This window comes from Clavibacter sp. CT19 (assembly GCF_027858075.1).
Classification (GTDB): Bacteria; Actinomycetota; Actinomycetes; order Actinomycetales; family Microbacteriaceae; genus Clavibacter; species Clavibacter tessellarius_A.
The window spans coordinates 65,868-77,738 of sequence record NZ_JAQHYR010000004.1 but is presented as its reverse complement, the minus strand read 5'-3'; the positions used below and the strand labels follow the sequence as shown (position 1 = coordinate 77,738).

Annotated in this window: 14 protein-coding genes; 10 read left to right on the top strand and 4 right to left on the bottom strand. The window is 70.0% G+C overall.

The annotated features are described in order from the left end of the window. Window position 1 precedes the first annotated feature (1 nt). The 3 genes from PED38_RS06265 to PED38_RS06255 are packed head-to-tail and all read right to left on the bottom strand — an operon-like array spanning window position 2 to window position 2,695. A complete protein-coding gene (locus PED38_RS06265) occupies window positions 2-1,312 on the bottom strand; it encodes an EsaB/YukD family protein (RefSeq protein WP_270980355.1) in 1,311 nt (436 codons plus the stop codon). Beyond that, window positions 1,309-1,566 carry a hypothetical protein gene (locus PED38_RS06260; protein ID WP_063072704.1) on the bottom strand — a complete coding sequence of 86 codons (258 nt, stop codon included), beginning with the start codon at window positions 1,564-1,566 and terminating at the stop codon, window positions 1,309-1,311. Before PED38_RS06260 ends, PED38_RS06265 begins: the two co-directional genes overlap by 4 nt. After that, window positions 1,556-2,695: an RDD family protein gene (locus PED38_RS06255; RefSeq protein ID WP_270980352.1), complete on the bottom strand. Its 1,140-nt coding sequence runs from the start codon at window positions 2,693-2,695 to the stop codon at window positions 1,556-1,558. The genes PED38_RS06260 and PED38_RS06255 overlap by 11 nt, the downstream gene beginning before the upstream one ends. 186 nt (window positions 2,696-2,881) lie before the next feature. Here PED38_RS06255 and PED38_RS06250 point away from each other — a divergent pair, with 186 nt between their 5' ends. The 10 genes from PED38_RS06250 (at window position 2,882) to PED38_RS06205 (ending at window position 10,401) form a co-directional block, all read left to right on the top strand. After that, the gene (locus tag PED38_RS06250; protein ID WP_414146362.1) at window positions 2,882-3,223 is read left to right on the top strand and encodes a WXG100 family type VII secretion target; all 342 of its coding nucleotides are present in this window, start codon (window positions 2,882-2,884) and stop codon (window positions 3,221-3,223) included. 18 nt (window positions 3,224-3,241) lie between these two features. Then, the gene (locus PED38_RS06245; protein WP_063072706.1) at window positions 3,242-3,556 is read left to right on the top strand and encodes a pore-forming ESAT-6 family protein; all 315 of its coding nucleotides are present in this window, start codon (window positions 3,242-3,244) and stop codon (window positions 3,554-3,556) included. A 17-nt stretch (window positions 3,557-3,573) separates the two neighbouring features. Beyond that, entirely contained in the window at window positions 3,574-4,578 is a 1,005-nt protein-coding gene (locus PED38_RS06240) for a DUF6177 family protein (protein WP_270980350.1), read from the top strand. Beyond that, on the top strand, window positions 4,575-4,946 hold the full coding sequence (locus PED38_RS06235; RefSeq protein WP_270980349.1) for a hypothetical protein: 372 nt from the start codon (window positions 4,575-4,577) through the stop codon (window positions 4,944-4,946). The genes PED38_RS06240 and PED38_RS06235 overlap by 4 nt, the downstream gene beginning before the upstream one ends. Further along, window positions 4,927-5,298: a DUF6507 family protein gene (locus PED38_RS06230; RefSeq protein WP_270980348.1), complete on the top strand. Its 372-nt coding sequence runs from the start codon at window positions 4,927-4,929 to the stop codon at window positions 5,296-5,298. The genes PED38_RS06235 and PED38_RS06230 overlap by 20 nt, the downstream gene beginning before the upstream one ends. Continuing rightward, window positions 5,295-7,631 (top strand): hypothetical protein, encoded by a 2,337-nt coding sequence (locus tag PED38_RS06225; RefSeq protein WP_270980347.1) that lies wholly within the window; start codon window positions 5,295-5,297, stop codon window positions 7,629-7,631. The genes PED38_RS06230 and PED38_RS06225 overlap by 4 nt, the downstream gene beginning before the upstream one ends. A gap of 88 nt (window positions 7,632-7,719) precedes the next feature. After that, window positions 7,720-8,160 carry a hypothetical protein gene (locus PED38_RS06220; RefSeq protein ID WP_270980346.1) on the top strand — a complete coding sequence of 147 codons (441 nt, stop codon included), beginning with the start codon at window positions 7,720-7,722 and terminating at the stop codon, window positions 8,158-8,160. Between the two features lie 302 nt (window positions 8,161-8,462). Continuing rightward, entirely contained in the window at window positions 8,463-8,981 is a 519-nt protein-coding gene (locus PED38_RS06215; protein WP_270980345.1) for a hypothetical protein, read from the top strand. Between the two features lie 318 nt (window positions 8,982-9,299). Continuing rightward, window positions 9,300-9,884: a hypothetical protein gene (locus PED38_RS06210; RefSeq protein ID WP_270980344.1), complete on the top strand. Its 585-nt coding sequence runs from the start codon at window positions 9,300-9,302 to the stop codon at window positions 9,882-9,884. After that, on the top strand, window positions 9,859-10,401 hold the full coding sequence (locus PED38_RS06205) for a hypothetical protein (protein WP_270980343.1): 543 nt from the start codon (window positions 9,859-9,861) through the stop codon (window positions 10,399-10,401). Before PED38_RS06210 ends, PED38_RS06205 begins: the two co-directional genes overlap by 26 nt. Before the next feature lie 16 nt (window positions 10,402-10,417). Here PED38_RS06205 and PED38_RS06200 read toward each other — a convergent pair whose 3' ends face one another. Then, entirely contained in the window at window positions 10,418-11,866 is a 1,449-nt protein-coding gene (locus PED38_RS06200) for a phytoene desaturase family protein (protein ID WP_270980341.1), read from the bottom strand. Window positions 11,867-11,871 lie beyond the last annotated feature (5 nt).

Sequence of the window (11,871 nt, the reverse complement as noted above, 5' to 3'; positions counted from 1 at the left end):
GTCAGAAGGTCCCGAGCAGGGACGGGTACACGCCGAAGACGCCGATGACGCACGGCACCAGCGCGACGACGGCGAGGGTCTCGACGCGGTTGCCCACCCGGCGGAGGCGTGCGCGCGTCTGGAGCGACGGCCGCGCGACGCAGACCGCGGCGCACGCGAGCATCACCGCTCCGAGGCCCGCGGCGACGGCGTCGCGCTCGGAGCCGTGGGCGAGGGCCGCGATCACGATCACCGCGGCGACGGCGGCCCACAGCGGCAGGGCCTGCCAGGCCAGCGGGAAGGCGCGCGTGCGCAGGGCGAGGACCAGGGTGAGGCACACGCCGAGGGCGATCGGCCACGGATCCGTCGTGCCGACGAGCGCTCCGGCGGCGATGGCCGCCGGGACCGCCGCGGCGAGGCTGGCCCAGCTGAGCGACCGGTACGCCTCGTCGACCGTGCTCCGGAGCGTGTCGCGGTCGGACAGCGTGCCGGCGATGACGAGGTCGTCGAGGCCCGTGAGGCCGGATGCCGTCATCGAGTACCAGGGGAGGAGGCCGATCAGCACGACGGCGGCCGTGCCGACGACCGCGGACTCCTGCGGCACCGTCATCCCGAGCAGGTCGACGCCGAGGGCGACGGCGCTGGCGGCGACCCCGACGACGCTCCCGCGCAGCAGCGTGCGCCGACGCAGGCCGACCCCGATGCCGACGCCGACCACGAGCCAGGCCGCTCCGGAGGTCGCGAACGCGAGCACGGGCAGCGAGGCGCCCCCCGGCATCCAGGCGTCCACCGCCGCGACGGTGGCGGGCACGGCCAGACCGGCCGCCGCGGCCGTGAGCACGAGCGCGGGACGCGCGGCCCCCACGAGCCCGAGCACCGCGGCCGCGACCGCGAGGAGGAGCGCGCCGCCGCCGAGCTCCGGGACGGCGTCCGGGGAGACGAGCGATGCACCGGCGACCCCCGCGAGCAGCGCGATCGCGACGCAGCACGCCGAGATGCGGTGCACGTCCGCCCACAGCGAGCCCTGGTCGTCGCGCGCCTCGGCGACCACGTCGGTCACGTCGGCGACCTCGGGCGGCGCCGGCGCGTCGTCCACGCGCACGAGCCGGAGGACGTCGCCGGCGAGGACGCCCTGGTCGTCGAGGGACTCCTCCGCGCCGAGCTGGTCGCCGGAGGCGCGGATGAGCGTCATCGGCCGGGCCGCCGACTCCGTCCGCTCGCCCAGCAGCTCGACGAGCTGCGCGATCAGGGCGGCGACGGCCTCGTCGCTCGGGGCGACCAGGTCGACGCGGCGGTGCGAGCCGAGGACGGTGACGCGCGTGAAGGTGCTCACGGGCTGGGCACCGGGGTGGAGACGACGCCGCCGAGTCCGCCCGCGGGTGCTGCGCCCAGCAGGTGCCCCACGAACGAGACGCCCACGCAGCCCGCGCAGACGACGGCCGCGACCACGACGCTGGCGATGAACCGCTTCGAGTTGTCGTCCACGATTCGGCGCTCGGTGAGCTCCCCGAAGATGAACGCCGACCGGAGCCGGGAGCGGTGGGTGCGGATCGTCTCCAGGAGGATGACGTCGGGATCAGTCGGCACGGGGCGCCGTCCTCTCGGTGGGGGTCGGTGCGGGGGCGACGGCCGGGGACGGGGCCGCGGTCGGGGGACGGGAGCCGGTGCGGGAGCGGAGTCCGGGGTCGGACACGGCGTCCGCCGGGCTCGCGTCGGTCGCGTCCGGGACGGCCGTCGGGGACTCGGAGGCGGTGGCCTCGGGGGCGTCCGGTTCGATGACGATGCGGCGGCGGCCGAGCTCGACGGTCCAGCCGACGCTCGCCGCGGTCGGCACGCCCGCGACCAGAGGACGGCGTTCGCCCTCGGGGGTGATGACGGCGGTGCCCGAGAGGCTGCCCAGGTCGGTGATCCACATGCTCGAGCCGGACCACGCGAACAGCGCGTGGGACTTGGCGACGGTGCGCGACAGGTCGGTCCACGTGTGCACGACGTGCGTCACGCCGTCGACCTGCGCCTCGGGCTTCCTGCCCACGACCAGCGGCTCCGTGACGGCGAGCCGCTCGCCGGAGTCCAGCACGAGGGCGGCTCCCGTCGGCGCGGGCGCCTCGACCCGGATCGACGTCGTCCGGCGATGGGCACGGCGGACGGCCTCGTCCACGGTCGGACCGGCGTCGTCGTCTGCCACGTCGTCGCCGAGCGCGTCGGCGGGGGGCCGGGCGACCCCGAGGGGGTCCCGTCCGGCACGGAGGTCGGCGGTCACGGTCGTGCGCTGTCGCAGCAGCCGGGGGATCCGGCCGAACCGGTCCATGGCGGTGAGCGGCGCGCCGGAGAGGTCGTCGACCGTCCGGAGCCGGAGGAGGCGTCGCCCGAGCGTCTGGCCGCTGCGGAGCGAGGACGCGGCGTTCGCGGTCAGCACGGCGAATGCCGCTCCGACGAGGAGGAGCACGACGAGCACCGGCCAGCGCGCGTCGCCGGCGCCGATCACGGCCGCCGCGAGGAGGGCCGCGGGCGGGACCGCGTCCATCGCCCGGGCGGCATACCGCCGTCCGGCCGGGGCGGGGACGACGCCGATGAGCATGCCCTGGTAGGGGCCGGTCGCCGTGCCCGGCGCGGCGTCGAGGCGGGGTGACGCGCAGCGGGCGCAGGTGGAGACGGCCACGGCGACGCGCGCACCGCACCGTCCGCAGGTGACCGCGCCGAGGAGCGCATGCGCCATCGATGCCTCCCAGCGGGTACCGGCCCGACGCCCGAGCCAGCGCGATCCTAGCGTCAAGAATCCGTACCTCTGTTAACCGTTCCCGCGCCCCCGGATCGGGGGTACCATCCGGTGCGATCGGACGGCTGTCGTCCGGTCGCATCGGCGAGCAGCGCGCGGCATCCGCGTGGCTGAGAGGAGCGGTACATGGGCATGAAATTCGCGATGGGGGCATCCACCCTCACGCAGCTGGGACAGCGGACCAGCTCGTCGCACGAGGACCTCGGCGCGCTCGTGCGCCGGCTGGAGCAGTCGGCGGCACCGCTCGAGGGCCGCTTCAACGGCGCGGGGCGCCAGGCGTTCGACCAGTTCAAGGCGCACACGGACTCCATCGCCACCGAGCTGAACGCGGCGCTGGCCGCGGTGCTCGGCGGCATCCAGGGCCAGGACACGGCCTTCCAGCAGGGCGACTCCGACATGTCGGACCAGACGCGCGCGGCGCAGAGCGGGGCGGGCTTCGACTCCGCCCGCTTCTCCGGCCGGGCTTAGAGAAGGGATCCGACGAACATGAGCGGGAACAGCGCAGACCGCCGCGACTACGACATCGCGGCATCCCAGTCGGCCCAGGACGAGTTCCAGGCCGTCGCGAGCCACCTGGAGTCGCTGCTCGACCAGCGCGACTCCGACGTGAAGGCCGCCATGGCCGACTACCAGGCCGACGGCGTCTCCACGGAGTACGCGGCCAAGGAGGCCCGCTGGAATGCGGTCGCCCAGCAGGTGCGGGACATCATCCACGCGCTCCGCCAGGCGATGGCACGCAACGACGAGACCGCGCAGACGGCCATGTCGCGCGGGAAGGCGGCGGTCGACGCCATCGGCTAGGCGTCGAGCGTCACCGCATGAGCGACACCGTCGCGGATGCGACACCGGCCGTCACCCATCCCCTCATCGAGGAGATGGGTGACGGCTTCCTCGTCATCCGCAGCACCGCGCGGATCCTGCACCTCAGCGCCCTCCGGTCCGGCCTCCTGGCCGACGCGGGGGCAGCCGCGAAGCGCGTGCTGATCGTGACGCCACCGCAGACGCGGCTCACGTTCGCGATGCTGCAGGCGCTGCGGCTCTTCGACGGCCGATGGGCCGTCTCCGCCGGCGACGGGCTCCGTCTCGCCGGCACGGACACGCTGATCGCCGGTCCGTCGGAGGCGTGGACGGCGGCGGCGGCCGCGGGGGAGCGCCGTCGCGACGGCGCGTCCGCCGCCTGGACGCAGGTCACCGTGAGCGCCCGGTACGTGGACGCGTCCGCGTTCGAGGCGGGACGCGTCGCCGAGGTCGTCGCCTCGGAGACGGGAACCCGGCTGGAGGGCTGGGGCGCGGTCGAGCCCGCGGCGTCGGACTGGTCGCCGCGGGGCATGACCGAGTGGGTGCGCGGACGGTTGCCGGACGTCTCGCGGATCGTCGTCCACGGGTCGGGAGCCAGCGGCACCCTCCGGGCCTGGCAGGCGCCCTCGGGGATCTACGAGGAGACGAAGCTGGTGGTACGCGGCGCGATCCCCGGGGAGGGAGCTGCCCGGCTGATGCGACGTCTGCACGGCGTCGCCCAGATCCAGTTCGCCTTCGCCGTCGCCATGGAGGGGGCGGAGGACCTGACCTTCTCCGCCGACCCCCCGCACGCGGTCGAGCCGCGCGCGGCCCTCGTGGGCCCGCGCGCGGTCCGCGACTGGGCCTTCCCCACGGCCGGCCTGGAGGCCGCCGGCGTGCTGACGCGCATCGGGCATCCGCGCACGCCGTCCCTGCTCCTGCAGTTCGGGAGCGGACCGGCGCCGGCCTGGGCCGACCTCGAGACCGCGCTCCGCGCCTTCGGGCCGGAGACCGTCGTCTCGGCCCTGGCGGGGGAGACCCCGTGAACGGCGAGTGGGTGATCCTCTCGCCCCGGCCCGTCACCGTCGGCGAGTGCGTCGTCGGGGCAGCTGCCACGGATCCGGACCTCCGGATCGCCTCGCTGTGGGACAGGGGAGCGGTGCTCCTCTCGAACCTGCGCGGCGGGCAGCTCACCGTGACCGGCTCCCGGCCGCTCGAGCACGCGGGCGACGCCGTGCGGATCCTCGGCGTCGGCGTCGAACAGGACAGGCACTGGACGGAGGCGCACGCGCGCGGCTGGGGACCGGGAGACGCCGGGGCGCTCATCACCGCGATCGCCGCCGCGGCGGACGGTCACGCGCATCGACTGAGCACAGAAGGGCACGGTGGATCGGATGTCGAGCTACAGCATTGACCCCGCGGGGGTGTCGGCCGTCGTGAAGGACGTGCAGGACGCGGCCGGGGCGCTCGTGGAGGCGTTCTCGAGCCTGGAATCCGCGGAGACGGACGTCACGAACGGCACGTCGGACTGCGTCGAGGTCGCGACCGCCGTTTCGGCGCTCCTGCAACGGGAGGCACCGAGGATGACGACCGTGGGCAACCGCATCTCGGCGTGCCTGCTCGGCGTGTCCACCGCCACGGCGGACTACGTCGCGGCCGACGACACCATGTCGGAAGACGTGCGGGCGGCGCAGACGCACGCGGTGGAATCCGCGGGCTCGGGCGACTTCAGCTGGTTCACCGAACGGTCGGGCGTCCAGCGATGATGCCGAGCGACTCCGGCGGATACTCCGGCCGCCGTGCGGACGGGTACATCGACCCGTTCGCGATCCCCGGCGCGGGTCTCGACGCGGATCTGATCCGCCGTGCCGCTGCGAGCTTCACCTCCGCATCCACGGCGGTGACCACGCACGGCGCTGACGTGGTGTCGAAGTGGTCGGGCATCTCGGCCTCGTACCGGGCACCCGAGGCCCCGAGCCTCATCGAGACGATGGCGCCGGTGAAGACGGGCACGGAGTCGCTGAGCGCGGTGTTCCTCGCAGCGTCCCACGCGCTCACCGCGTTCGCGGACGAGGTGGACCGGATCAAGCCGGAGCTGCTGCAGCTCACGGGCGAGGCCGAGCAGTTCATCACGAGTGTCGTCGGCACCACGGCTGAGGGCACGAAGATCTTTGACTACATCCCGGAGTTCGCGGACAGGAACAACGACCTGATGCGGCGCGTCGCGGCGCAGGTGGATGCGCTGGCGCACGCCCGCGACACGTGCGTGGCCGCGCTCTCCGGGCTGGATTCCCCCATGTACTGGCTGTCCCGCGGAGCAGGGCAAGGGCCGGCCGCGCCAGCCGCCTTGGACACGAGCATCGGGACGGTGCTGCCTTTCGGGACGATGAAGGAGCGGTCCTGCCAGGAGGCGCAGGCGCACGGCGCGCAGGATGCCTTCCGAGAGTCGGTGAAGGGTGGGCTGGCCATGGTCGGCTTCAACGCCCACACCCGAAAGGCATTCGACGGGGACCTCGCGCTCAACTCGTGGCGGGGAGCCGCGGCATCCGTCTACCTGGTGACGACGTTTGTGCTGCCTTCGCCTCTCACGGATCCCGGCGAGGGCGCTCCGGATCTACTGAAGACGTTGGCGCCGAGATTCCGGGCGCAGAGGGGGCAGGTGGTGGAGGGGTTCCTCGGAAGCGAGGAGGCCTGGAAGACGAACCCGGGTCGGGCATTGGGCGGATTGGAGTTCAACGTCGGGAGCGTGCTCATGCCGGGCGCGGAGGCGGGTGCGGGGCTGAAGGTCCTGGCGAGCGGTGCGCGCGGTCTGCGGTTCGGGGCGCGCGCCACGGAGATGGGTGCCGAGGGTGCCGCCGATGCGGCTCGTGCGGGGGAGGCATCATCGGGGCTAGGGCGTGTGCTCAGGGGCACCGGCGCGGTGTCGGGACGGGTCGGGGATCTCGTGGCGGCGATGTCCCGGGGTGCGGCGTCGTCGGTGTCGGGATCCGTGACGGGGTTCCGGGATCTGCTGGCGCGGGTGCCGAAGGTGAGCGTTCGCGTAGAGCACATGGTGACGCCGGACGGGATGCGGGTGCCGACGGGTGTACGTCTCAATATAAATCACGATGCGGCATCGGAAGCAGTCTCCGAGGCAGCGCGATCTACCCAACGGGGTGTAGGCGGTGATGGTGGCCCCCAAAAGCAGGATTCAATATCGTCTCGAGATTTCGGAGGACCGATCGATGCTGCCCTGGCCGATAAGGGGCCACGGATTGATCGCACCGCCGAGACGGTTGACTCATCTTCTGAGCCTTGGAAACCCCAAGTTTCGGATGGTGAACTGGTCGCGAAGAGCGGTAACATTGACGTGTTCGGAGATATGAGTCCAGGGGGCGGGCGGCGGCTCAGTTCTCCGACATTTGGCCATCAACAAGACTTCTCCGGAGCGCAACATGCGCTCGCGGGTCCAGACGGGTCGACTCAGGGGCACTTGCCACACAGCGACGATCACTCAACTATCGAGTCCACCGAGGACCGAAGCGCACACGGTGTAGAAGATTCCGGGCGACATGACAGCCCGATGGAGAAAGACAGCTTGCCACCGGGGGAGTCGACTGACGATGTGGGCGCCACACCCAAGCTCAGGGGTCTGGAATTAGTGAGAGCGCAGCTAGCGGATCCCAACACGGACCCCTGGCGAATACCCTTGCTTAAGGGGCAGGAATTTAATTACCTGAATCACCTCGAGCATGGCGATAATGAGTTGCGCCTGGTTCATGTGGAGGCGAAGCAGGTCACCTCGTCTGAGGGTGTGGTAACGAATATCCGGGAAAAGATTGTAATAGTAGATTCGTACCTCAAAGAGAGCGAGATTATTTCCCGTAAGTTTACACAACTTAGTCGCATCAACATCAGGAGCGTGCAGGCGTATCTTCGCGAAGCCGTGATAAAGTACCCGCCAGGAACGCGAATTGCCGGAACCGATGAGTACATCGACGGAGCCCTTATCCTGCAAATCCCGCCGCAGATCGATCCAGTTCCTATGGAAGTCCTCGAGTACGCGGCCGGCTTGGAGCCGCCTGTTATCATCCGTGACACACTAGGATATGTGTATTGAGCGAGCCTGAAGATCGGAAATTCACATGAGATACATCTACTGCAACCGGTGGAGTGATAGGCGGCGAGCGCCACACGGTGAACTTACTGTGAGCGAGGCCCGTAGTATTTATACCGGGGAGCAGCCGGGGATGGGGGGATGGTTCAGCATCGGCGCAGTTAGCGATGAAGATGTGCTGATGGGCGTTCTTGAAGTGCTTCCGTTTGCGGCACATGTGCGTACTAGAATTCTCGACCAATTTAATAGGAGCTGCCTGACGTACAATTTCAAGAATCTCGATGAACGTCTTTTTCTTGCTCAGGTTTCAGAGCGCCGGTATCCAGATGCGGATCGATACATGGGCTTGAATGAAGCCGTGCAAGTAGAAACTATCCAATTCGACCCGAAGGATAATACAATGAAGCGGGCGATTCGTGATCTACAAAAGGCCACCGTTGAGACGATGGAATATCGGGATGTGGATCTTCGGGCCAACTGGGAGCCTATCCCCGAATTCGGTCACTGGAGTGCATTGGTTCGCCTTCGCTGAACGGTCACATTGCCACTCACGGTGCTCGAGCAGGTGAAAGCGTTACGTGTCGCGTGAGCGCATAAATTGCACCCGACCGCGGAATATTACAGCGCATGGCTGCATCTGATCGATGAATGGAATAAACAAGTCCCCACCGTCATGGCGCGATTCAGCGCCATTGTCGTGGCGCGTGCTGAGCCTGTTACGCATTCCAAACTTAAGGCACGCAGTCGGCTCAGGCGAGGAGCCCTATGCTGCCATGGGTCCAGATTCACCGAGTGCAACGCCAAGCGTGCTTTTACATTGAGAGTGGTGTATTCATGGACTACGAATACTGCCACCGATGGGACACCGCGTCGCGAACGCCGGATGATCCGATCTCTGAAGAAGAGGCGGAGCGGCGCTTCAGGGGTGAGGTCGCGGAACCGCATCACTGGTTCTCGGTCTTTGCTTCAAAGCATCCGGGCGTAGAGGGAGTGGCGCCCGAATATCTGTTGGAAGTTCTACCCGGAGCGTCGTATATCAATGTGAAGTTCCTCGATCCGTACTGCAATGAGCGATATGGCTACGGATTCACGCCATTGCATGATTCGCTCTTCATGAGCCACGGGACGGAGCACAGGTATCCCGGAAAGCCTCAGCATCATGGCCTCGATGAGGCGATTTACGTCGCGCAATACCTGTATAAGCTCGATGGGTACGCCAAGGAGGTCGTGATGGACGATTCTGATCCATTGACGCACGTGTCGGAATACCGCGATGTCGACGTGTCGAAGCATTGGGAGCCGGTACCCGAGTTCGGTGCCTGGGAGTCGTTGGGGAAGTTCGGTCGCTGGTGATCACGCGCATCAGCGAGTAGACGAAGGCGCATGGTGTGAAGGGCGATCGAACCGATCGGACTGGCTCCGCGTGCACGTCGAGCACTGATGTGAGGTCGCGCTAGAGCATCGCTGCGGTCATGCGAGTCGATCCCCTTCAAAGGTTCGTGGGCGATGGGGTCCGACGGTGACCCAGCCGAGCCGCTCGCGGTGTGCAGGCAGTCGAGGGCCGCATGCGGTCCATTCCTGGGGATCCGACCGACGCCGTCACGGCGCTTCGGCCACCCTGAGCACCGGAGACCCGCCCGTCTCCCGGACCACCGAGGAGCGCTCATCACCATGGACTTCCCACCCCCTGCGCAGGACTACCACTCCGGCTTCGGGGTCGCGCGGGAGGCGGCGCCGATCGGCGGCAGGCCCGTCCTCGAGATCGCGGCCCAGGCGGAGGTCGTCCCCCAGCCCCTCCTCGATGAGGCGACCGAGAAGCGCGTGATCATCCGCACGGTCGAGGGCCGCATCCTCAACTCGGTGCTCCTCGAGGACGGCGTGATGGCGCCGTCGCCGGCCCCGTCGCTGGTGCCGCCGCTCCCCGCCGGCTTCCGCCGGCCGTGGCAGCGGGCCCTGCAGGCGACGCTCGTCGTGAACACCTACATGTCGGATCAGGAGATCATCTCGAAGCCGCGCGTGCAGATCGGTCGGCTGTCCGCGGAGAAGGCCCGGGCGTTGATCGACGATCTGGTGGCCCTGTACCACCCCGGTCAGGCGGGCGACCGCGTGGGCGAGCTCGACGGCGACCTCGTGCTGGAGCTCCCCGTGCAACGTCGGCGCCTCCCGCCCGCGTTCCTCGAGCACGCGCGGGAGCAGGACGTCATCGTGCGCGACGCGCGAGGAAGGGTCCATGAGCCCGAGCCGGGGGAGCGGTGACGTGATCTACGTGTACTGCGCGCGGTGGCACCACGGCAGGGGCCGGCCCATCGACGTGATGACCGAGGAGGAGGCCTGGCTGCGGTACGCGGCGCGGGTCCCCGGGCCCGCCAACTGGTTCACCGTGGCCGCCTGGCACGACGGCCGTGACGTGACGACGCCGCCGGACTTCCTGCTGGAGGTGATGCCCTACGCCGCGTGCATCAAGGCGCGCTACCTCGATGAATGGCACCGGATCCGGTACAGCTTCAGCCTCACGCGCACTGGCGACCAGCTGTTCAAGAGCCAGGTGGTGGAGCACCACTACCCGGCCGTCGAGGGATACCTGCGACGGAAGGACGCCGTGCTCATCGAGAAGTTCCAGTACCGCGAGGACGAATGCGGGCGCTGGACCCGCACCGACTGCGTGCGCGACGACGTCGAGGTGCGGGAGTACCGGGAGGTGCCGGTCGACGAGATGTACGAGATCGTCCCGATGTTCGGCGCGTGGGAGCACGTGGGGCGCTGGCGCGGCTAGGCCGGGAGCCGGCGGATCACGACGAGAGGTCCGGCCCCCGCGTGATCCCGAACTCGTGCCGCAGCGCGCTCCGCGCCGCCTGGTACCCGGCCATGCCGTGCACGCCCGGGCCGGGCGTCGCCGAGCTCGACGCGAGGTAGACGCCCGCGGTCGGCGTGCGCCACGGGTCCGGCGACAGCACCGGACGCGCCAGCAGCTGCCAGACGCTCGCGGCGCCGGCCGCGATGTCGCCGCCGATGTAGTTGGGGTCGTGCTCCTCCATGCCGACCGCGTCGATGCTGGAGGAGGCGAGGATGAGGTCGCGGAATCCGGGGGCGAAGCGCTCGATCTGGCGCGTGATCGCCTCGGTCTGGTCGACCGTCGATCCCGCGGGCACGTGCGTGTACGCCCACAGCACGTGCTTCCCCGCGGGCGCGCGGCCGGGATCGTCGATGGAGGGCTGCGCCACGAGCACGTACGGATCGTCGCTGTGCCGCCCCGCGGCCACGTCGCGCTCGGCGGCCTGGATCTCCGCGCGCGTGCCGCCGACGTGGAGCGTGCCCGCGCGGCGGAGCTCGGGATCCGTCCACGGCACGGGACCGGAGAGCGCGAAGTCGACCTTGGAGGCCGCGTTGCCGTAGCGGAAGCGGCGGAGGGCGCGGAGGTAGCCGGCGGGCAGGCGATCGCTCGCGATGCGCGCGAGGGCGCGCGCGCTGGTGTCGAACAGCACCGCGCGGGCGGCGGGCAGCTCGCGGAGCCGGCGGACCTCGGATCCCGTGATCACCTCGCCGCCGTGGGCACGCAGGTCGGCGATCATGGCGTCGACGATGGACTGGCTGCCGCCGACCGGCACCGGCCAGCCGCGGGCGTGGGCGTACGCGCCGAGGGAGAGCGCGGCGGCGGCGGTCGACACGCTCGGCATGGTCTGGATCGCATGGGCGGCCACGCCGGTGAACATGGCCGGCGCGACGTCGCCGCGGAACCGCGCATTCCAGACGGGGGAGCCCTGCTCGAGCGCGCGGAGGCCGAGCCGGATCGCGGTCGGCGGGTGGCGCGGCACCTGGAGCAGCGGGCCGTTCGTGAACTGGGCGACGCGGTCGGCGGATGCGGCGAGCGGCCCCATCAGCTGCCGCCACGCCCGGCCGTCCACGCCGAGCGCGTCGGCGGTGCGGTCGATGTCGCGGTAGGCGATGCCCGAGCGACCGCCGTCGAGCGGATGCGCGTAGGAGATCTCCGGCACGACGAGGTCGATCCGCCGGTCGAGCTGGAAGGCGCGGAAGAACCCGGAGGCGAGCGCCATCGGGTGCACGGCCGAGCAGATGTCGTGGTGGAAGCCGGGGAGAGTGAGCTCGGCCGTGCGGCTGCCGCCGCCGACGGTGTCCGCCCGCTCGTGCACCTGCACGGAGAGGCCGGCCCGGGCCATCGTCACGGCCGCGGCCAGGCCGTTCGGTCCCGATCCGACCACGATCGCGTCGATGTCACCCATGCGTC